Source organism: Perlucidibaca sp., assembly GCF_057084925.1.
The window spans coordinates 1-21,118 of the sequence record NZ_JBXMRC010000001.1; the positions used below are offsets into that span (position 1 = coordinate 1).

22 protein-coding genes, 1 tRNA gene and 1 other RNA gene are annotated in these 21,118 nt (G+C 54.9%); 3 read left to right on the forward strand and 21 right to left on the reverse strand.

Annotated features, from left to right (window positions below; all coding sequences use genetic code 11):
- Nucleotides 1-106: 106 nt before the first annotated feature.
- From AC14IB_RS00005 to rsmI, 14 genes are all read right to left on the reverse strand, one after another.
- Nucleotides 107-1,039, reverse strand: a complete 933-nt coding sequence (locus AC14IB_RS00005; protein WP_264753524.1) for a D-alanine--D-alanine ligase — start codon at nucleotides 1,037-1,039, stop codon at nucleotides 107-109.
- Between the two features lie 5 nt (nucleotides 1,040-1,044).
- Nucleotides 1,045-2,478, reverse strand: a complete 1,434-nt coding sequence (gene murC / locus AC14IB_RS00010; RefSeq protein ID WP_484229979.1) for a UDP-N-acetylmuramate--L-alanine ligase — start codon at nucleotides 2,476-2,478, stop codon at nucleotides 1,045-1,047.
- On the reverse strand, nucleotides 2,475-3,554 hold the full coding sequence (gene murG / locus AC14IB_RS00015; protein WP_484229980.1) for an undecaprenyldiphospho-muramoylpentapeptide beta-N-acetylglucosaminyltransferase: 1,080 nt from the start codon (nucleotides 3,552-3,554) through the stop codon (nucleotides 2,475-2,477). Before murG ends, murC begins: the two co-directional genes overlap by 4 nt.
- A complete protein-coding gene (gene ftsW, locus AC14IB_RS00020) occupies nucleotides 3,541-4,743 on the reverse strand; it encodes a putative lipid II flippase FtsW (protein WP_484229981.1) in 1,203 nt (400 codons plus the stop codon). Before ftsW ends, murG begins: the two co-directional genes overlap by 14 nt.
- Nucleotides 4,740-6,098 carry a UDP-N-acetylmuramoyl-L-alanine--D-glutamate ligase gene (gene murD, locus AC14IB_RS00025; RefSeq protein WP_484229982.1) on the reverse strand — a complete coding sequence of 453 codons (1,359 nt, stop codon included), beginning with the start codon at nucleotides 6,096-6,098 and terminating at the stop codon, nucleotides 4,740-4,742. The genes ftsW and murD overlap by 4 nt, the downstream gene beginning before the upstream one ends.
- 12 nt (nucleotides 6,099-6,110) lie before the next feature.
- Nucleotides 6,111-7,193, reverse strand: a complete 1,083-nt coding sequence (mraY, locus tag AC14IB_RS00030; protein WP_484229983.1) for a phospho-N-acetylmuramoyl-pentapeptide-transferase — start codon at nucleotides 7,191-7,193, stop codon at nucleotides 6,111-6,113.
- 1 nt (nucleotide 7,194) lies between these two features.
- On the reverse strand, nucleotides 7,195-8,550 hold the full coding sequence (locus AC14IB_RS00035) for a UDP-N-acetylmuramoyl-tripeptide--D-alanyl-D-alanine ligase (RefSeq protein ID WP_484229984.1): 1,356 nt from the start codon (nucleotides 8,548-8,550) through the stop codon (nucleotides 7,195-7,197).
- Entirely contained in the window at nucleotides 8,547-10,019 is a 1,473-nt protein-coding gene (locus AC14IB_RS00040; protein ID WP_484229985.1) for a UDP-N-acetylmuramoyl-L-alanyl-D-glutamate--2,6-diaminopimelate ligase, read from the reverse strand. Before AC14IB_RS00040 ends, AC14IB_RS00035 begins: the two co-directional genes overlap by 4 nt.
- Nucleotides 10,020-11,783, reverse strand: a complete 1,764-nt coding sequence (locus AC14IB_RS00045) for a peptidoglycan D,D-transpeptidase FtsI family protein (RefSeq protein WP_484229986.1) — start codon at nucleotides 11,781-11,783, stop codon at nucleotides 10,020-10,022.
- Nucleotides 11,780-12,091 (reverse strand): cell division protein FtsL, encoded by a 312-nt coding sequence (gene ftsL, locus AC14IB_RS00050; protein WP_082968639.1) that lies wholly within the window; start codon nucleotides 12,089-12,091, stop codon nucleotides 11,780-11,782. The genes AC14IB_RS00045 and ftsL overlap by 4 nt, the downstream gene beginning before the upstream one ends.
- Nucleotides 12,088-13,029 carry a 16S rRNA (cytosine(1402)-N(4))-methyltransferase RsmH gene (gene rsmH, locus AC14IB_RS00055; protein WP_484229987.1) on the reverse strand — a complete coding sequence of 314 codons (942 nt, stop codon included), beginning with the start codon at nucleotides 13,027-13,029 and terminating at the stop codon, nucleotides 12,088-12,090. Before rsmH ends, ftsL begins: the two co-directional genes overlap by 4 nt.
- A 2-nt stretch (nucleotides 13,030-13,031) precedes the next feature.
- The gene (gene mraZ / locus AC14IB_RS00060; RefSeq protein WP_484229988.1) at nucleotides 13,032-13,487 is read right to left on the reverse strand and encodes a division/cell wall cluster transcriptional repressor MraZ; all 456 of its coding nucleotides are present in this window, start codon (nucleotides 13,485-13,487) and stop codon (nucleotides 13,032-13,034) included.
- A gap of 309 nt (nucleotides 13,488-13,796) precedes the next feature.
- Nucleotides 13,797-14,166, reverse strand: an RNA gene (rnpB, locus tag AC14IB_RS00065) — RNase P RNA component class A.
- Nucleotides 14,167-14,198: 32 nt separating this feature from the next.
- On the reverse strand, nucleotides 14,199-15,068 hold the full coding sequence (rsmI, locus tag AC14IB_RS00070) for a 16S rRNA (cytidine(1402)-2'-O)-methyltransferase (RefSeq protein ID WP_484229989.1): 870 nt from the start codon (nucleotides 15,066-15,068) through the stop codon (nucleotides 14,199-14,201).
- Between the two features lie 121 nt (nucleotides 15,069-15,189).
- On the opposite strand from rsmI, the gene AC14IB_RS00075 reads away from it, so the two are divergent.
- The 3 genes from AC14IB_RS00075 to AC14IB_RS00085 are packed head-to-tail and all read left to right on the forward strand — an operon-like array spanning nucleotide 15,190 to nucleotide 16,768.
- On the forward strand, nucleotides 15,190-15,579 hold the full coding sequence (locus AC14IB_RS00075; RefSeq protein WP_484229990.1) for a YraN family protein: 390 nt from the start codon (nucleotides 15,190-15,192) through the stop codon (nucleotides 15,577-15,579).
- A gap of 45 nt (nucleotides 15,580-15,624) precedes the next feature.
- The gene (locus AC14IB_RS00080; protein ID WP_484229991.1) at nucleotides 15,625-16,182 is read left to right on the forward strand and encodes a D-sedoheptulose-7-phosphate isomerase; all 558 of its coding nucleotides are present in this window, start codon (nucleotides 15,625-15,627) and stop codon (nucleotides 16,180-16,182) included.
- Nucleotides 16,175-16,768 carry a BON domain-containing protein gene (locus AC14IB_RS00085; RefSeq protein ID WP_484229992.1) on the forward strand — a complete coding sequence of 198 codons (594 nt, stop codon included), beginning with the start codon at nucleotides 16,175-16,177 and terminating at the stop codon, nucleotides 16,766-16,768. Before AC14IB_RS00080 ends, AC14IB_RS00085 begins: the two co-directional genes overlap by 8 nt.
- Nucleotide 16,769: 1 nt before the next feature.
- Here the strand turns inward: AC14IB_RS00085 and AC14IB_RS00090 are convergent, their stop codons facing one another.
- The 7 genes from AC14IB_RS00090 to rpsI form a co-directional block, all read right to left on the reverse strand.
- Nucleotides 16,770-17,180 carry a ClpXP protease specificity-enhancing factor gene (locus AC14IB_RS00090; protein WP_484229993.1) on the reverse strand — a complete coding sequence of 137 codons (411 nt, stop codon included), beginning with the start codon at nucleotides 17,178-17,180 and terminating at the stop codon, nucleotides 16,770-16,772.
- A gap of 3 nt (nucleotides 17,181-17,183) precedes the next feature.
- Nucleotides 17,184-17,822, reverse strand: coding sequence for a glutathione S-transferase N-terminal domain-containing protein (locus AC14IB_RS00095; protein ID WP_484229994.1), 639 nt, complete (start codon nucleotides 17,820-17,822; stop codon nucleotides 17,184-17,186).
- Between the two features lie 100 nt (nucleotides 17,823-17,922).
- Nucleotides 17,923-18,591, reverse strand: coding sequence for a cytochrome c1 (locus AC14IB_RS00100; protein WP_484229995.1), 669 nt, complete (start codon nucleotides 18,589-18,591; stop codon nucleotides 17,923-17,925).
- The gene (locus tag AC14IB_RS00105; RefSeq protein ID WP_484230021.1) at nucleotides 18,591-19,799 is read right to left on the reverse strand and encodes a cytochrome b; all 1,209 of its coding nucleotides are present in this window, start codon (nucleotides 19,797-19,799) and stop codon (nucleotides 18,591-18,593) included. Before AC14IB_RS00105 ends, AC14IB_RS00100 begins: the two co-directional genes overlap by 1 nt.
- A 23-nt stretch (nucleotides 19,800-19,822) precedes the next feature.
- Nucleotides 19,823-20,413 carry a ubiquinol-cytochrome c reductase iron-sulfur subunit gene (petA, locus tag AC14IB_RS00110; protein ID WP_484229996.1) on the reverse strand — a complete coding sequence of 197 codons (591 nt, stop codon included), beginning with the start codon at nucleotides 20,411-20,413 and terminating at the stop codon, nucleotides 19,823-19,825.
- A 217-nt stretch (nucleotides 20,414-20,630) separates the two neighbouring features.
- A tRNA-Gln gene (locus AC14IB_RS00115) sits at nucleotides 20,631-20,704 on the reverse strand.
- A gap of 27 nt (nucleotides 20,705-20,731) precedes the next feature.
- The gene (gene rpsI, locus AC14IB_RS00120) at nucleotides 20,732-21,118 is read right to left on the reverse strand and encodes a 30S ribosomal protein S9 (RefSeq protein ID WP_068858182.1); all 387 of its coding nucleotides are present in this window, start codon (nucleotides 21,116-21,118) and stop codon (nucleotides 20,732-20,734) included.

Here is a 21,118-nt window from a genome sequence, read left to right on the forward strand (position 1 = left end):
GAGCCTTGCTCACCCAAGCCCTCAGCGCGTGCAACCCAAGCCGACCACAGACCCGAACGCGGGGCTGAAGGACGAGCAATGGGGCGGCGTGTGACTTGACTAGACATTAGGCTGACTCGCTGCCAAAGGTTTGAGCCAAAATCGCCAACACCAATTGGCTAAAATCCAAGCCGGCTGCTTGAGCGGCCATTGGCACCAGTGAGTGATCGGTCATGCCGGGCACGGTGTTGATTTCGAGCAACCAGAAACGGCCCTGGCTATCGCGCATGGCATCAATGCGGCCCCAACCCTTTGCGCCAATCACCTCAAAGGCTTCTTCAGCAATGGCCTGCAACTGGCGCTCTTCTTCTGCAGCTAGGCCACAGGGGATCTTGTACTGCGTGTCGTTGCGCTGATACTTGGCTTCGAAGTCATAGAAATCGTTAGCTGGGATCATGCGGATCACCGGCAGCGCCTTCCCGTTCAGCATGCTAACGGTGTACTCACTGCCTTCAATAAAGTGCTCAGCAATCACTTCACTATCGTGTTCGGCGGCGACGGCATAAGCCTTGGCCAAATCATCCACGGTGTAGACCTTAGCCATGCCAATGCTGGAGCCTTCGCGTGAGGGCTTGACCATGAGTGGCAAACCCAACTCGGCCACCACAGCGGCAAAATCGCAGCCAGCCGACAGGCGACGATAGGTCGGTGTGGGCAGACCACAACCCAGCCACAACTGCTTAGTACGTGCCTTGTCCATGCCAATGGCAGAGGCCATAACACCACTGCCGGTGTACGGCACGCCGAACTGTTCAAGCACGCCCTGCATCACACCGTCTTCGCCACCACGGCCATGCAGGACGATGAATGCGCGGTCATAGCCTTGGACTTCCACGATGTCACGTTCGGCTGGATCAAACGCATGGGCATCAACGCCCGCTGCCTGCAATGCCTTCAGCACTGCAGCGCCACTGATCAGCGAAATAGGACGCTCAGCCGCAGTGCCACCCATGAGCACGGCAACACGGCCAAAACGCTTCACATCAATCATAGTCATCATCAATCTCACTTTTTCGCAGCGGTCAGATACAGACCGTTCTGAGCCAGCTCCAGCGCAATCGCGCCGACCGTGCCTGCTCCCTGTGTCAGCAGCACATCACCGGCTCGCAATTGCGAAGGCAACAGCTGTGCCAGCTCTTCGGCCTTTTCCACAAACACTGGATCAACCAAGCCACGCGTACGGATGCTGCGCGCCAGCGTGCGGCTATCGGCACCGGCAATGGCTTTTTCACCTGCGCTGTAGACATCGAGCAGCAGCAGCTGATCCACGGTAGACAGCACCTGCACGAAATCCTCGAAGCAGTCGCGGGTACGGCTGTAGCGATGTGGCTGGAACATCATGACCAAGCGGCGACCGGGGAAGGCCTGGCGGGCAGCGGCAATTGTCGCAGCGACTTCACGCGGGTGATGGCCGTAATCATCCACGAGCTGCACACCGCTGGCTTCAGCAAGCCGCTGGAAGCGACGCCCCACGCCTTGGAAGTTACCCAGCGCACTCATAATGGCGCTATCTTCCACTTCTTCATCCGTCGCAATCGCAATAGCCGCCAGCGAGTTCAGTACGTTGTGCAGACCTGGCAGATTCAAGGTGACCCGCAGCGGTTCACGGCCTAAACGATGCACGGTGAAGTGAGTTTGCAGGCCTTCCTGATGCACATCGGTGGCACGCACATCGTTATCAGCATCGAAACCGTAAGTAATGGTTGGACGCGCAATTTTCGGTAACAGCTCGCGCACCACCGGATCATCGCCACAGACCACGGCGAGGCCGTAGAACGGCAGGTTGTGCAGGAACTCGATGAAGGTGCGCTTGAGCACCTCGAAATCGCCGCCATAGGTGTCCATGTGATCGGCGTCGATGTTGGTAACGACCGAGGCCATGGGCTGCAAATGCAAAAAGGAAGCATCGCTCTCGTCGGCTTCGGCAACAAAATAGCGGCTGCTGCCGAGCTTGGCGTTGGTGCCGGCGCTGTTGAGCAGGCCGCCAATCACATACGTTGGATCGAAGCCGCCTTCGCCCAGGATCGATGCGATCAAGCTGGTCGTGGTGGTCTTGCCATGCGTACCCGCGATGGCAATGCCGTGGCGATAGCGCATCAGCTCTGCCAGCATCTCGGCACGGCGAACGATAGGCAAACGACGTTCCTGCGCAGCCTTCACTTCAGGATTGCTCGAATCGATGGCCGTGGAGACCACCAACACATCCGCCTTCTCGATATGTGCCGCATCGTGACCAATAAAAATTTCGGCGCCGAAGGACTTTAGGCGATCGGTGGTCTTGCCCGCTTTGGCATCTGAGCCTGCGACTTCATAACCTTGATTCAGCAGCACCTCAGCGATACCGCACATGCCCGCACCACCAATGCCGACAAAATGAATACGGCGAATACGGCGCATTTCGGGAATTTCAATTAAGCGCGTACGCGGAATGGCTTTCATGCATGACCTCTCAAAATAGCGTTGACGACCAAAGCCGTCGCATCGGGCTTGGCCAGCGTGCGGGCTTTTTCTGCCATTTGCTGCAGCGTCTTACGATCGAGTAACTCAGCCAGCGTGACGGCAAAGGCAGCGGGCGTCAGATCGCGTTGCTGAAACAGGCGAGCCGCCCCTATATCACTTAAAAAACGCGCATTCGCGGTCTGGTGATCATCAACCGCATGCGGGAAGGGAATGAGAATTGAAGCCACGCCAGCAGCGGCAATTTCAGACACCGTGAGCGCACCCGAGCGGCAAATGACTAAGTCAGCCCAGTCGTAAACCGCCGCCATGTCATCAATAAACGGCAGGATGTCGGCTTGCACACCGAGCTTGCGATAAACCTCAGCGGCTTTATCGGCATGCTTGCGACCCGCCTGATGACGAATCTCTGGGCGTTGTGCTTCGGGCAGCTCCGCAAAGGCAGCAGGCACCAATTCATTTAATGCGACGGCACCCAAACTGCCGCCCAAAACCAACACGCGCAGGGAGCCCCGACGAGCGGCATATCGCGCACTGGGCTGAGCCAGTGTGGCGATTTCATCGCGAACCGGGTTGCCGACCCAAATCGCTTTATCACAGGACTCAAAGGCATCAGGAAACGCCTGCAAAACCTGAGTTGCAAACTTGGAGAGGGCCTTGTTGGTAAAGCCGGCAATGGCATTTTGCTCATGGATATACAGGGGTAAGCCGGACAGCCGTGCTGCCAAGCCGCCGGGTCCGGTGACATAGCCACCCAAACCAATCACGGCATCGGCATTCACTGCCGAAAACACGCGAGTGGCCTTCCAGACGGCACGCAGCAATTTGGTGGGGGCTTTCAACAGTGGCTTGAGACCATTACCGCGCAAGCCGCCAACATCGAGATAGGTAATATCGAAGCCCGCCTTGGGCACCAGATCTACCTCAATGCCAGCTTTTGTGCCAAGCCAGTGAATACGGACACCTTGCGCCTGCAGGGCGCGAGCCACTGCCAGCGCTGGGAACACATGGCCACCGGTCCCCCCAGCCATCACGACTACAGACTTAACGAGCGCCATTGCTGCCTCCTTCTGTGCGTCGCAAACCACGCTCGCTGACCTGACTAGACTCGGCATCAATGCGCAGCAGAATGGCGAGAATCACGAAGACCATGACCAGACTCGACCCACCGTAGCTCACCAGCGGCAACGTCAAACCCTTGGTTGGGAAGAAGCCGATGTTTACACCGATATTGATCGCGGACTGCACGCCCAACATCACCGCCAAACCGTAGGCGACGTAGGCAGAAAAATATTGGCCGGCACGTTCAGCTCGCTGCCCAATGCGCAGAGCGGCTGTGACCAAGGAAGCCACCGCCAGCAGCAAAACCAGCACACCAATCAAGCCAAATTCTTCGGCATAGACCGCAAAGACAAAGTCGGTATGTGCTTCGGGCAAATAAAACAGTTTTTGCACGCTGTGACCCAGCCCCACACCGAACCAGTCACCACGCCCAAATGCAATCAAGCTCTGAACCAATTGATAGCCGGTGTTGTACTGATCAGCCCATGGGTCTGTGAAGGCCAACAGGCGCTTCATACGGTAGGACTCCATCATGACAACAGGAATACCCGCCAGCGTGACCGTTCCCATGACGGCGAGAAACTGCTTAAGCGGCGCACCTGCTAGGAACAGCATGCAGGTTGTCGCCATGATGACCACAATACTGGCACCAAAATCGGGCTCTAACATGAGGAACATGACCACAAAAAACAGCGCCACTAAGGGCTTAACGAACCCCATTGCGCGACTGCGAACTTCTTCTTGACGCCTCACGAGATAAGCCGACATCGCCAAAACCGCCGCCAGCTTCATCACTTCAGAGGGCTGCATGGTGATACCGCCAAAGCCAATCCAGCGCATGCTGCCATTGACCCGACGACCAATGCCTGGAATCAACACAATCGCGATAAGAATCAACGCTATTAAGAACACCCAGTAACTGTAGCGACTCCAAAACTGCATCGGCACTTGCAGCACCACGGCACCCACGACCAGTCCGATGCAGAGGTAGATGGCATGACGAATAAAGAAGTAGAACGGATTGCCGAATGTGGCCTCGGCAACACCCATTGAGGCCGACCCCACCATGATCAAACCGATACACAACAAGAAGCCGGAAGCGACCAACACGACCTGGCGCTCCGTCAGCTCAGCAACGATATTTCGTAGCAGTTGCATCGGTGGATTCATGCTTTGGCTGGTCATGCGTGCCCCTCAACCAAACGACGAACGCCCGCAACGAATTGATCACCGCGATCTTCGTAATGCTTGAACATGTCAAAGCTGGCGCAGGCAGGAGACAGCAGCACGGCATCGCCCGGCTTGGCTAAACGCAGCGCCTGAGCAATGGCTTCATCCAGACTTGTGCAATGGAATCGTGGCAATGCCGCCGCGACGGCCAAATCAATAACCGAGGCATCTTCGCCAATGAGAATAAGTGACCGACCAAACTGAGCCATGGCAGGCGAAAGCGGGGTGAAGTCCTGCCCTTTGCCTACACCGCCAGCAATCAGCAGAATTTTGCCGCTAATCGCTGCGCCTAGGCCGTTAATGGCCGCCAAGGTCGCACCAACATTGGTGCCCTTAGAGTCGTTGTACCAACCGATACCATTGTGCATGGCCACGCGCTGGCAGCGATGCTTTAGACCGGTGAATGAACGCAGCGTGTTCAGCATGGCATCCATGGGCAGGCCAACGGCCTCGCCTAGCGCTAGGCAGGCCAGCGCATTCGCCACGTTGTGATCACCAAAAATCTGCAGCTCACTGACCGGCATGAGCATCTCGCGACCGCGCGCCAAGTAGGGTTTCCCCTCGACGACACGAACACCAAAATCATTCAAATCTGGCACGCCCAAACCAAAGCTGGCACGGGGCAGATCATCGGCAATTAATGGCACTGTGAGCGCATCCTCACGATTAAACACAAAGCGCTCACAGTTGCGGTAAATACGATGCTTGGCTTGGTGATAGTCCACCATGCCGGTGTAACGATCCATATGGTCTTCGCTGAGGTTCAGCACCACCGCGACGGCTGCCTTCAGGGAGTGTGTTGTTTCCAATTGGAAGGACGACAGCTCCATCACATACAGGTCTTTTTCACCCTCAGCGAGCATGTCCAACACCGGCGTTCCGATATTGCCGCAGACGCCCGTGCGCTTACCGGCAGCTTCGCCCATTAGGCCAACCAGCGTGGTCACCGTACTCTTCGCATTAGAGCCGGTAATTGCCACAATCGGTGCCTTTGCCGCACGGCAAAACAGCTCCACATCACCGACCACAGAGACACCCGCAGCCATTGCAGCGGCAATGGCCGGCTCGCGAATGGAGATGCCAGGGCTGCTGATGACTTCGCTGGCACGCAAGAACAATTCCGCATCGAGCTTACCGAGGCTGACCTCAACATCTGGAAACTCTGCACGCAGCTCGGCTAGGCCTGGCGGATGCTCACGCGTATCGTTAACCGCAACGGGATAACCCTGCGCTTTTAAATAACGGACGCAGGACAGCCCAGTCTTTCCCAGACCGATGACCACCCGCAAACCGTCGCGCTGAATAAGCATGCCCGCCTCTCCTTAACGCAGCTTCAAGGTCGCAAGACCAATCAGCACCAACATGAAGCTAATGATCCAAAAACGCGCCACCACACGCGTTTCTGGCCAGCCCTTAAGTTCAAAATGGTGATGAATCGGAGCCATGCGGAAAATGCGTTTGCCGGTCAACTTGAAGCTGGCCACTTGCAACATCACCGAGACTGTTTCCATGACGAAGACGCCGCACATGACAAACAGCACAATTTCTTGACGCACGATGACAGCGATGGTGCCGAGCACCGCGCCCAGCGAGAGCGCGCCGACATCGCCCATGAATACTTGCGCGGGGTATGCGTTGAACCAGAGGAAACCGAGGCCGGCACCGATAATGGCGCCGCAAATGATGATGAGCTCGCCAGCACCGATCACGAATGGAATCTGTAAGTAGGTGGCGAATTTGATGTTGCCGGTCAGGTAGGCAAAGATTGCCAACGCACCCGCGACCATCACGGTCGGCATAATGGCTAAGCCATCCAAGCCATCGGTGAGATTCACCGCATTGCTGGCACCGACAATAACGAAGTAGCTAAGCACAATGTAGAACAGGCCCAACGGGATAATCACGTCCTTAAAGAACGGCACGATCAAGCTGGTTTCAATGGGCGTCTTCGCGGTGAGGTAAAGGACAATGGCTGCACCTAAACCACCGACCGACATCCAAAAATACTTCCAACGACTGGGTAGACCCCGTGGGTTTTTCTCGACCACTTTACGGTAATCGTCGACCCAACCGACGAAACCAAAAATCGCCATGACGGCCAACACAATCCAGATATAAAGATTATCTAAGCGCGCCCAAAACAGCGTGCTCACTGCAATAGTCAGCAGAATCAGTACGCCACCCATGGTGGGCGTACCAGTTTTGGCCAAATGCGTTTGCGGGCCATCATTACGAATAGCCTGACCAAACTTCATTTCTTTGAGCTTTTCGATCAAGTGGGGGCCCCACCACAGCGACAACGCGAACGCGGTGACAATGCTGAGCATGAAGCGGAAGGTCAGGTAGTTGAATACCCCGAAACCCTTGTAGTGTTGCGCCAGTTGGTCGGCAAGCCAAAGTAGCATGTCAGTGCACTCCTACTTCGCCCGTCAGGCCTTGCACAACCCGCTCCATACGTGCGCTGCGCGAGCCTTTCACGAGAATGGTCACTACGCCTTGCAGCTCAGCCTCTAAGGCTTTCAGCAACGCTTGGTGATCCGGAAACAGCTGTGCTTGGCTGCCGAAACCGGCGGCATAATGGGCGCTGTGCTGCCCCGTTGCATAAAGGGCGTCGATATTTTTCATAGCTGCATATTCTCCGACTTCAAGATGACCCGATGCCGTGGCATCGCCCAATTCCCCCATATCCCCAAGCACCAAGACATGACGACCCGGCAAGGCTGCCAACAGGTCAATCGCGGCCTTTACAGAGCTCGGGTTGGCGTTATAGCTATCGTCAATGACATAGCGTTGATGACCCAAGCTGTGCGGCACACTTCGACCAGCATAGGCACGTGTCTTTTGCAGGCCATCAACAATGCGTGCCAGGCTGATGCCGCAGGCGTGTGCCAGCGAGGCTGCCGCCAACGCGTTCATGACTTGATGACGACCCAGAATCTGTAACTGAACCGGCGAGCTTTGCGCCCCAATGTGCAGCGTGAAGGCAAACAGCGGCATGTCGCCGGCATGTATGTCGGTGGCATAGACATCGGCAACCGTACGTTCCGAGAAGGTTTGTACGCGACGGCCAGCCAACTTTTCTAACCAATACGAGGCGAAGTCGTCATCGATATTGACGATAGCGATGCCCTCTGGCGTGAGACCGTCGTAGATCTCACCTTTAGCTTTGGCAATGCCTGCACGGCTGCCAAAGCCTTCCAGATGAGCGGTGCCAACGTTAATAATCACCGCGGCTTGGGGCTTAACCAGGCCAGAGGTGTAAGCAATTTCGCCGGCATGATTAGCGCCCAACTCAAACACGCCAAACTGATGCTCTTCGCGAAGACGCAACAGTGTCAGCGGCACGCCAATGTCGTTATTGAGGTTGCCCAGCGTCGCCAGCGTTTCGCCCTGCTGTTCAAAAATGCGCGCCGTCATTTCTTTCGTCGAGGTCTTGCCGGCACTACCGGTCATGGCAACACGCACTAATTGCGGAAAACGCGCACGCCAGGCAGCGGCTATCTCGCCCAAGGCGCGGTGGCAATCGTTCACAATAATTTGGGGAATACCGGCATTGGGGTCCATGCGCGAAACCACAGCGGCAACGGCGCCTTTTTCAGCGGCCTGACACACCAAGGCATTGGCGTCGAAATTGGGTCCTGACAACGCAATAAACACATCATGGGTCTGCAGCGAACGGGTATCACTGGAAAAACTGCCGACATCGGCATCCAGACCAATTAATTCGCCCGACACCACGCGTGCGATTTCAGACAGTCTCATGCTGCACTCCACTTGCTTAGCGCTAGCTGTACTTGCTCAACATCACTGAATGGGTAACGCACACCCATCACTTCTTGATAGGTTTCATGGCCTTTTCCTGCCACCAGCACCACATCATCGGAGACTGCATGGGCAAGTGCATAGGCAATGGCCTCGGCGCGATCCAACATCACCACCGCCGCACGCCCCTGAATACCTTGCTGCATGTCGTCAAGAATGGATTCCGGCGCCTCTTCACGAGGATTGTCCGTGGTCAACACCAGCTTATCGGCGAGTTCAGCGGCAATACGGCCCATGTCCACTCGCTTACCGGTGTCACGACCGCCGCCACAGCCGAATACACACCAGAGCTTACCCATGGTGTGTTCGCGCGCTGCTTTTAGGGCTTGCTCTAAGGCATCGGGGGTATGGGCGTAATCCACAACCGCCAAAGGCGAGTTACCTTGACGAAGACACTGCATGCGCCCCGCGACGGGTGGCACGGATGCTAGGGCATCTGCAGCCGCTTTCAGGTCATAGCCCAGTGTCAGCAAGCCTGCTAACACGGCGAGTAGATTGCTCGCATTGAAACGGCCAAGAAGCGGGCTGTGCAGGCTCAGCGACACATTACCGTAGCGCACTTGCATCCGCAGACCGTCAAGGGACGGGGCTACTTGCTCAGCAACCACATCGGCAGTACTGGCGGCGTTCAAGCTGTAGCGGAGACATTGCACGTCAGCAGCGAGTTGCTGACGATAAATCTCACCCTGCGGGTCATCGGCATTGATGACCGCTGCACGCAGGCCAGGCCAGGAAAACAAACGTCCCTTAGCCGCTGCGTAGCTCGCCATGTCGCCGTGATAATCCAGATGATCACGCGTTAAATTGGTAAACAGCGCAGTATGGATAGGAGTGCCCACCATGCGGCCCTGTTCTAAACCGTGGGAGCTCGCCTCCATTGCAACCAGCTCAGCACCGCGATCACGGAACTCTGCAAGTAAGCGCTGGAGTTGCAGCGGGTCCGGCGTGGTGAACTGCGAGGCCGCTAGCTCACCATAGAAGCCATTGCCCAGCGTACCAATCACTGCACTACGACGACCCAGCTGAAGAGCAGCGCCCGCCATTAAGTTAGCAATACTGGTTTTACCGTTGGTGCCCGTGACAGCCATAACAGTCATGTCAGCCGCCGGCTGATCATAGAAGCGCGCAGCAAATTGGCCTAATTGCTGCGTCAGCTCCGGCACCACTAAAACGGGCACGCCGGCCTGCTCAGCATGAGCCAGCCACTCACCACCCGCCTCCACCAGAATGGCACCGGCACCTGCAGCCAAGGCTGCCGGCACATGGCTACGCGCATCGTGGTGCAAGCCCGCCAGGGCGACAAATACCGAACCCGGCTTAACTAAACGCGAATCGGACACCAGCGAGGGCACAGGCACACCAGCCCACTGCGCTGGTACATCCTTCCAAATTTGCGCTAGTGTTTTCAATTAGCCCTCCCGCCCTGGACGAGCCCATGTTGATGGGTGGGGGTAACGATGCTGCTCCGCTAAGCGTTCAGCACTGCGGTCAGGCTCAATGTTCATCAAGCGTAACGTGTCTGACATCATGCGCGAAAACACGGGCGCTGCGGCAAGGCCACCGTAGTAACCACCCTTACGGGGGTTATCAATAATCACTGCGGTTACGACGCGAGGCGCACTGGCGGGAGCCAAACCAACAAACAATGACATGTAAGCATCGCTGGCATATCCGCCCGCCTGTGCTTTGTGCGCAGTGCCCGTTTTACCCGCAACACGATAGCCTGGAACCGCTGCGCGCAGGGCTGTACCTTCTTGAGTAACCACGGTTTCCATCATCGGAATCAGCGCACGTGCAATCTTCTCATCCATGATGCGCTTGCCCGCTACCGGGCCGCTGACCTTGGTAAAGCTCACCGGGCGTTGAATGCCGCCACTCGCGATGACCGCATAGGCTTGAGCCAGCTGCAACGCAGTGACAGTGACGCCGTAGCCATAAGACATGGTCGCCACTTCAACGGGATTCCAACGGCTTTGTGGCTGCATGCTGCCGGCGCTTTCGCCAGGGAAGCCGCTGCCAGTGTTGCGCCCGAACCCCAAGCGACGATGCAACAGCGGCAAGGTATCGCGGGGCAGCGCCATTGCAATTTGTGCTGTCGCCACGTTACTGGACTTGGTGAGCAAGGTTGTCATGTCAATCACGCCGTAATTGTCATGATCCCGAATCAACTTATTCAACACCTTGTAGGTGCCGGGATGGGTATTAAAGTGACTATGCGTTGAATACTTGCCACTCTCTAGCGCAGCCACCACAGTAAATGGCTTGAGAGTTGAGCCCGGCTCAAACTGATCGGTAACCGCGCGATTACGCAGGGCATTAACGGTCAATTGCTTACGGTTATTCGGGTTATAGGAGGGCATATTCGCCATGGCTAATACCTCCCCTGTATCCACATCCAGAGACACCAATGCGCCTGCGGAGGCATTGTGCTCAGCGACACCACGAGCCAGTTCCCGATACGCCGCATACTGAACGCGAGTATCAAAGCTCAATGAAATGTTTTTACCGGGATGGGCCGCTTTAATAAGTGCCACATCTTGCACACGGTGCCCTTTGAGATCCTTCACGACCCGCTTAGCGCCAGCCTGACCCGACAGCAGATCATTGAGCGCCATCTCAAGACCTTCTTTGCCTTGGTCATCGAGGTCTGTGAAGCCTATCATGTGCGCCGTTACGTCTGCCTCAGGATAGAAACGACGATATTCGGTCATGCCATACACACCCGGCATATCTTTAGCCAGAATCAGCTCGGCGGCGGCAGGCGATAAATGCCGCTTAGCATACATAAAGCCTTTGCGCGCATTACGCTTCACGCGTGCAACTAAGGAGCCCGCAGGTAGCGCCAGATCGCGCTCCAAATCGGCAATCGACGCATTCGCTGCCAAGGCTTGACGTGGATTAATCCAAATAGACACCACGGGTGTGCTGACTGCCAGCGGCGCCCCATTACGATCCAAAATCATGCCGCGCATGGCCATAACAGGTTCAATACGCAGGGATCGCGCATCGCCCTGCTTACGCAAAAATTCACTGTCTACCACGGTTAAATACACGGCACGCGCAACCAAGCCCGCAAACAAAAACAGCAAGGCGCCACCCAGAAAAAAATGACGATGGCGGAACTGCAATGTAGTGCCGCCCGTGGTGTTTTTCTTGAGAGGGATTTGAGTCATGGCCGCACCATCATGACTTCATGGGGCGCGGGGGTACGCATGCCTAATTCATCGGTAGCGACTTTGCCGATTCGACCATAAGCACCCCAAGCTTGCTGCTCCAGCAAAAGCTGCCCCCACTCCACTTCTAGGTGATCTCGCTCTACCTGCAAGGTTTGCAATTGGTTGAGATAGACGCGGGATTTATGAACGCTGTAAGCAACGCCCAGTGAAGCAGCAATCAGGGCCATCAAGATGGCGGCAACTTGACGCATTTCGGGCTGCACAATCATGCGAGCCATTGCGCTTAAGCGCGTGGACCACATCATGAGAACACCTGCAAGCGCTCAGCCACGCGCAAATGCGCACTTCGCGCACGCGGGTTCATGGCCACTTCACTCGGGCTTGGCTCAATGGCTTTACCGATCTTTTTAAGGCCAGGCTTCATTTGCTGCCAGGTCACCGGCAAGCCTGGTGGAAAGTCATCGCCCTTGACCTCACGGTTAATGAATTGCTTAACCATGCGATCTTCTAAAGAATGAAAGCTAATGACCGCTAAGCGCCCGCCGGGAGCCAAAACCACTAAGCTTTGTTCGAGAAAATCTTCTAAATCGCTGAGCTCACGATTGACCGCAATTCGAATAGCCTGAAAACTGCGCGTTGCTGGATGTTTATGCTTTTCCCACGCTGGGTGTGCGACCGCAACAATGTCCGCCAATTGTTTGGTACGAATAATTGGGGCCTGGCCACGTGCCGTCACAATCGCACGCGCAATACGCTTAGCAAAACGCTCTTCACCATAGGTTTTCAGCACATCCGCCAAATCGGCTTCACTCACGGTTGCTAACCAATCGGCCGCACTCTGACCGCGCGTAGTATCCATACGCATATCCAGCGGGCCATCATTCATAAAGCTGAAACCACGCTCAGCGTCATCAATCTGCGGGGAAGACACCCCTAAGTCAGCTAAAACGCCAGTGACCTGGCCAAGCAAACCAAGACTCGCCACATGCGACTTCATGCTCGCAAAAGAATCATGCACGATGCTGAAGCGAGGATCCGCCTTAGCCAATGCCTCTCCCGTCTCGATGGCTTTGGGGTCTTTATCAAACGCAATGACACGAGCTGAGGGGCTCAAAGCTGCCAACAACTTGCGTGTATGGCCGCCACGACCGAACGTGGCATCGATATAGCAGCCAGAAGTCTGCGTCAGCACCGCATCCACGGTTTCATCACACAGTACGGTGAGGTGCTGGAAGTCAGTCATGGTCAGAGCGCCAGGGTATCGATGGCTTGCGCCAATTCAGCCGCAGAGAAATTCGCATTCAGCAGCTCGGCCTGCAGAGCATCCCAAGCTGGCTTGTGCCAAATTTCACACTTCTTACCTTGGCCAGCGACAACGACCGCTTTATCTAAGTGCGCAAACTGGCGCAGCTCAGGGCTCACCAAGAATCGACCCGCACTGTCCAGCGTGACTTCGGTGGCATAACCCAAAATGCGGCGCTTTAACTGAGTCATCGCCACACTGGACGTTGGCAAGGCATTAAAACGCAACTCAATCTGTTCCCACTCGGTTAGCGGGTAAAGCACGAGGCAAGATTCACGAATATCTACGGTCAGCACGAACTTACCCTGACTTTCAGTCATGACGCGGTCGTGGTAGCGCGTCGGCAAGCCGATGCGTCCCTTTGCGTCCATCGTCAGTTCGTCATAACCACGAAACATGCGTTTTTCTTCCTAGAGCAGGTGATTATTTGAAATAAAAACCACAAACCCACACTTTTCCCCACTCTGCGGGCAAATATAGAGAGCACCCCCTAATCCGTCAACATCAAAGGGCGGTGGTTATAAGCGGCATTTATCTTATTTAAATCAATAGCTTATTTAATTCACATCAAATAGACCAAGGAGTCGTAGGTCATTAAAATCAATGACTTACGAAACTATCTTGCAAAAGATTTTAGGTTATCAGAAGTGCTAGAATTTTTTGCTATAAGTGAATTAGTCGTACAAACCTTACACGCAAAGAGAATAGGTCGGAGTCGGCCTGTAAGCCGGGTTCTGTCGTGGATGATCATTCCTCTAGGCCCATCGTCGCCAATGGGCTCAAGCAACCTACCCGTGTCCCGCGCGGGCCGCACGTATGGACACCTATTTGGTCTTGCTTCAAGTGGGGTTTGCCGTACCGGTCTGTTACCAGACTCGTGGTGCGCTCTTACCGCACCGTTTCACCCTTACCACGCCTTCCACTTCGTCTTGCGACGATGCAGAAACGTTCGGCGGTCTGCTCTCTGTTGCACTTTCCGTCGGCTCACGCCGCCCAGGCGTTACCTGGCACTTTGCCCTATGAAGCCCGGACTTTCCTCCCCCCTGCAAGCAGGGCAGCGATCATCCAGCCGACTCCGGCGCGCAGCTTAAGGCTCAAGCTCCCTTAACTCAAGGCGAATCGGTTTCCTGCTTTAACTTAAGCGCCATATCGTAAAGTCCATTGCGCTTCAGTCCCATCAGTTCGGCTGCCAAGCCTGCTGCCTGCTTCACCGGAAGCTCACGCACTAACACTCGCAGAATAGCCTCCGCAGAGAGTGGGCGCGTATCCTGAGCATCACGCTCCGGCGCACCGGCTACCACCAAGACAATCTCGCCGCGCTGCTGGTTACTGTCTGCCATTACCCAAGCCAATAGCTCAGCCAGAGTCGCACGCTTAATCGTCTCAAAGGTTTTGGTGATCTCTCGCGCCAGCGTTGCCAGGCGATCCGCGCCAAACGTAGCGACTAAGTCCTCCAAAGTCTCCACGATGCGATGCGGCGCCTCATACAAAATCAAGGTGGGTGTTGCCTCCGCCAATAAACTCAGACGCGCAACTCGCGGCCCCTGACGACTGGGCAAAAAGCCCTCAAAATGAAATCGGTCAGATGCCAATCCAGCCACGCTTAAAGCAGCAATCGCCGCACAAGGCCCGGGCACGGGAGCTACGGGAATGCCCGCATCATGTGCAGCGGCGATGAGGCGATAACCGGGGTCGCTGATTAAGGGCGTACCTGCATCTGAAATTAATGCCAACGACTCTCCTGCTTGCAGCTTGGCAATCAGCCCCGGCACTCGATGCGCCTCGTTATGGTCATGAACAGCGGTGAGCGGCGTGCGCAAATCCAATTGATCGAAAAGTTTCGCTGAAGTCCGCGTATCTTCAGCTGCGACCTGATCGACTGCGGCCAATACAGCACGCGCACGAACACTCATGTCGCCTACATCACCAATGGGGGTTGCCACCACATACAAGCAGCCCGGCTTAATCGTCACAGTCATGCTCACGGGCCTCCGTCAAAGTTGACGCATTATCGCGGCATCGCGAGTCATCACCAAGACAAACTAGCGATATCTCCCCGGCTGAACTACAACTTAGCCAGACCATCACGGATGATGCCCAATGAAACCAGCGCCCCGAATTGCCAGCTCCCCCAGCCAAAAAGCGGGTAAATTCGCCGAAAACGCGGCACTCAACTTTCTACGGCAACAAGGCCATGAACTGATCGCGCACAATGTTTATTGTCGCCGTGGGGAAATCGACTTGATAACCTTGCATAATCGCTGGCTTGTTTTCACCGAAGTCCGCTGGCGACGCCACAGCAATTTTGGTGGTGCGGCCGCCTCCATAACAGCGCAGAAACAACAGCGCATCATTGCGGCGGCGCGCTATTTTTTATGCCGAGAACCGCACTGGCAGCAATATCACCTGCGTTTTGATGTCATGCTTTTTGAAGGAATACCACCCACCTGGCAGCAACGGTGGATACAGGCTGCCTTTAACGCTTTTTAGAGAGTTCAGATGCAAGCTCAAATCACCCAGATGTGTCATGACAGCATGAATATGCTATCGCGCCTAGCTGAAGAGCAGGCTGAAGCGATATCCCAAGCCGCACTGGTTATGGTCGACGCCCTGATTCATGAGCGCAAGATTATCTGCTGCGGCAATGGTGCTTCGGGAGCCAATGCCCAGTCCTTTGTCAGCAAAATGCTCAATCGATTTGAACATGAACGCCCCGCCCTACCCGCTTTCGTACTAGCACCTGACAGTGTGACGCTCAGCGCCCTAGCGCAAGATAATCGCCTGACCGAATCATTTTCACGCCCATTTTTAGCGTTTGCACAGCCAGGTGACGTCCTTATTGTGCTGTCCGCTACCGCTACTGCCGCCAATATTGTCTCGGTCGTGCAAGCAGCGCAGGAGCGCGGCTGCCCAGTAGTTGCCATTACTGGCGCCAATGGCGGTGAAGTGGCACGCCTGCTCACCTCTGACGATGTGCTCATTCAGATACCCGAACATCGCGCTTATCGGGTTCATGAAGCACAATTGTTTACATTGCACTGTTGTTGCGCGTTAATCGACACCTCACTTTTCGGAGATCCCGACCTTGCTTAATTTAAAACGCACAAGAACGTTTGCAGCCCTAGCCCTCGCCACCACGGTTTTAGCGGGTTGCACGACGCTGGCTAAAGTCGGCGTAGGCCCAAGTGTTGCCGAGCCTGGGACGCGCACCACTTCCTCGCGCATCAATGACTTCACGCTGGCTCAGTCAGTTCGCGTCGATATTTATAAGATGGTGCCTGCTGCCAAAGACGCTCGCATTGAAGTGGTTAGCTTCTACCAGTCCGTCCTTCTGGTCGGTGAAGTGCCCAATGCAGACATAAAGACGCAAATTGGTAACGTAGCAAAGCGTTATACCGATGTGAAGGTCGTGCACAACGAACTCAGCATTGGCCTGAATCGCTCAATCAGCGATCGCTTAGGTGATGACTTATTGGAACGCAAAGCCAACTTCAGCCTGCTATCAGCGGATGGCCTACGCAGCAGCCAGGCCACGGTAACCGCCATTAACGGCACGCTTTATCTGATGGGCAAGTTAACGCAACGCGAAACCGATCGCGCCATCGTTCGCTTACAAGCACTGGATGGCGTGACACGCATTGTCAAGATTGTGGATATATTGCCTGACACCGCCAGCTGATTTATTTCACAACACGCAGACTGGGGCGCGGCTTAGTTTCCTTTTTAGGTAGCTCAGCCGCCTTCACTTCAGCGGTTGGTGCCAAATCTGGCGTGTACTCATCTTCATCAAAGAATAAGCCTTCGCCATTTTCTCGCGCATAAATCCCCAAGACCGCACCGATGGGCACTTGAACCCACTGAGGCGAGCCCGCGAAGCGTGCTGAAAAAGTCACTTCATGATTATTCAGCTGCAGCTCACGAACCGCAGACGGATTGATGTTCAACACGATCCGGCCGTCTTCAACAAATGCCTCAGGCACCTGCACTTGGGGCCACTGGGCATTGACCAATAAATATGGCGTCAAGCCTTGATCTAAAATCCATTCATTCAATGCCCGCACCAAGTAGGGACGCGTACCCTTTAACGACATCGCTTAGCCTCCGCGACGCATGTCTCGCTCGACATCCGTCAAGCTAGCCAAGAAGCCATCACGACGGAAGATACGATCCATGTAACGCAACATCGGGGCACAGGCTTTTTCGGGCAGTTCAATGTCGAGATTCGGCAAACGCCACAAGATGGGCGCCAACATGCAATCCAGTAATGAGAACTCATCGCTCATAAAGAACGCTTTTTCTTGAAAAATCGGCGCAATGGTAATCAGGCTGTCACGCAAATCTTTACGTGCCTTCTGAATAACCAACTCTTTGCCCTTACCTGCCAGCGCAGCATCCACTAAAGCGCACCAGTCTCGCTCGATGCGGTAGGCTAGGAGTCGAGCCTGAGCACGCGCCACAGGATAGACCGGTAATAAAGGCGGGTGCGGAAAACGTTCATCGAGGTATTCCATCATGATCTTGGTTTCGTACAACGAGAGCTCACGATCCACGAGAACGGGAAGCTGATTGTACGGATTCAGATCTGCTAAGTCCGCAGGGCGATTGTTGTCTCGCACATTGATGACATCAACAGAAACACCCTTTTCCGCTAAAACAATACGGACACGGTGACTGTAGTGATCGGCAGCATCCGAATAAAACGTCATTGAGGCGCGACGCGCAGCGGTTGCCATGATGAAACCCTCCTAACAACAAAAAAGACAAAAGGGCGACGCCCGTTTAGACGTCCCCCTTTGTCAAAAGCCGGCTGCACGGCACGTGCAGCCGGCTAGCTTATTTGACGTCTTTCCAAAACTCTTTATTGAGCAAGTAGACTGGCACCATCAGCAATGCCAAGAACAGTAGCACCCACACACCCATGTTTTCACGCGTCACACGGCTAGGCTCAGCCATGTAAGTCATGAAATTGACCAGGTCGCCCACAGCCGCTTCAAACTCTTCTGGGCCTAACTGCTGCTCCAGCGGATCCAAAACGTGTGGCATACCCACGTCCTTGAATACACGGTTGTTCACACCCCAAGGACGCTTGTCATCGGGATAGAAGTTCAACAGGTAGGTGTAAACCCAATCGGGTGAACGGAAACGTGTTTCCAAGGACAGGTCAGGTGGAGCATTACCAAACCATTTCGCCTGATCCTTTTGATTTACTTTGGGGTCAATCGGATCACCGATTTTATCCGCCGCAAACATCATGTACTTCTCAACCAGCTTAGGCTCAATATCCAAGTCCTGAGCCATACGCTCATAACGAAGATACTTGGCGCTGTGGCAGCCCGAGCAGTAGCTCAAATAAAGCTGAGCACCGTGCTGCAGTGACTCTTTGTTGCGCAAGTCAACCGGCGCTTTATCGCACACAGGCAACTCTCCACAACCACCGCCAGCACCCGCCAGAACCCAAGAGGGAGCGAAAACCAGACAAAGGGCAAGAATCAGCTTTTTCATCAGTGTGCTCCCCCTGTGACACGGTCAGGTACGGCTTTGACCGTCTCCATCGAGGTGTAGAACGGCATGAGTAAGAAGAACAAGAAGTAAATGATCGTCAGAATCTGCGAGATCACCGTTTTAACGGGATCAGAAGGTACCGCTCCCAGATAACCCAGACCGATAAAGCTGACCACGAACAAACCTAACCAGATCTTGCTCTGCGTACCCTTGTAGCGCATGGACTTGACAGGGCTCTTATCCAGCCAAGGCAACACAAACAGGATGGCAATGGCAGCACCCATGGCAATCACACCACCAAGCTTGGACGGCACCGCACGCAAAATCGCGTAGTAAGGCGTGTAGTACCAAACCGGCGCAATGTGCTCAGGCGTTTTCAGGGGATTCGCCGGCTCAAAGTTCGGACGCTCCAGGAAGTAGCCGCCACCGTCTGGGAAGAAAAACAAGACCGCGCTAAACGCTGCCAAGAACACCACAATACCCACCAAATCATGAACGGTGTAGTAGGGGTGGAACGGCACGCCATCCAACGGGATGCCGTTCTCGTCCTTCACTTTCTTGATGTCAACGCCGTCAGGGTTGTTGGAACCCACGTGATGCAGTGCGACCAAATGCATAAACACCAGTGCCACTAGCACCAACGGAATCGCGACCACGTGAAGCGCGAAGAAGCGGTTCAGCGTAATACCCGAAATCAGGTAATCGCCACGAACCCAAGTCACCAGCTCTTCACCCACAACAGGTACAGCGCCAGCCAAGTTCAGAATAACCTGAGCACCCCAGTACGACATGTTGCCCCAAGGCAGCAGGTAGCCGAAGAAGCCTTCAGCCATCAGTGCCAAGTAGATGGCCATACCGAACAACCACACGAGCTCGCGTGGCTTTTTGTACGAACCGTAGAGCAAGCCACGGAACATGTGCAGATAAACCACCACGAAGAACGCTGACGCGCCTGTCGAGTGCATGTAGCGCAACAACCAACCATATTCCACATCACGCATGATGTATTCAATGGAGTCAAATGCGCCTTCACCCGATGGGTTATAGGACATCGTGAGCCAAATACCGGTCACCAACTGGTTGACCAATACGATCATGGATAGCACGCCGAAGAAGTACCAGAAGTTGAAGTTCTTCGGGGCGTAATACTTCGACATGTGATATTCGTAAGTTTCAGTCGCGGGGAAGCGCGCATCCACCCAGCCCATCAGGCTTTTGCCGATATTGGCCATTATGCTTTCTCCTCGCCAATGATCACGATTGCATCCGACTCATACATATGGGGCGGAACCACCAAGTTCGTCGGCGCAGGCACATTGTTATAAACACGACCGGCCATATCGAAGCGCGAACCATGGCAAGGGCAGAAGAAGCCGCCTCTCCAATCCGCGCCGAGATCGGCTGCAGCAACTTCAGGCCTGAACAACGGCGAGCAGCCCAAGTGCGTACAAATACCCGTCAGAATAAGAAACTCAGGCTTGATAGAGCGCACCGCATTGCGTGCATACTCAGGCTGCTGCCCTTCTTCCGACGACGTAGGATCTTTCAGTTCCGCATCATTTTTCGGAAGATCAGCTAGCATTTGTGGCGTGCGACGCACCACCCAAACCGGCTTACCGCGCCACTCGAATACCGCACGTTGGCCAACTTCAAGTTGGCTGATATCGGCCTTGACCGATGCACCCGCGGCTTTTGCTTTGGCGCTTGGGTTCCAGGACTTTACAAAGGGAACCGCAGCCGCTGCGACGCCAACTGCGCCCATGGCTGCAGTGGCACCAATCAACAGGCGCCGGCGATCAACATTTACGCCGTCAGTACTCATTGACGCACTCTCCGAATCAGCTAATGGCCACCGAAAATGCACACAAGACGGGCATTTCGGCTCTGCTTAGAAAACCGAGTAATGGTAATGAAATCACCTACCACTGACAAGGTAATTGATCGCCTGAAACAGCCGTATTGCATGGGGTTTGTCCGAATGAAATACAAACATCCTGAGAAACAAAAAAGCCCAAGACAAAGGTCTTGGGCTTTTAAATTGGCTGGGGAACTAGGATTCGAACCTAGACAGACGGTGTCAGAGACCGTAGTCCTACCGTTAGACGATTCCCCACTATTAGCCGCCGTCAGGCGGCCAATATTAACGCTTGGAGTACTGTGGACGCTTACGTGCTTTACGCAGGCCGAGCTTCTTACGCTCAACTTCACGGGCATCACGAGTTACGAAACCAGCCTTGCGCAGCGGCGACTTCAGTTCTTCGTTGTACTCAACCAGCGCACGGGTAATGCCGTGACGGATTGCGCCAGCTTGACCACCGATACCGCCGCCAGCGACAGTAACTTTGATGTCAAACTTAGTCAGCAGCTCAACCAACTCGAGTGGCTGTCGAACAACCATACGCGCAGTTTCGCGACCAAAATAGGTATCCAGCGGACGGTCATTGACAACAATGTTGCCAGTGCCTGGGCTGATGAAAACGCGTGCAGTAGCTGTCTTACGACGGCCTGTTCCGTAATTTGTTGTCAT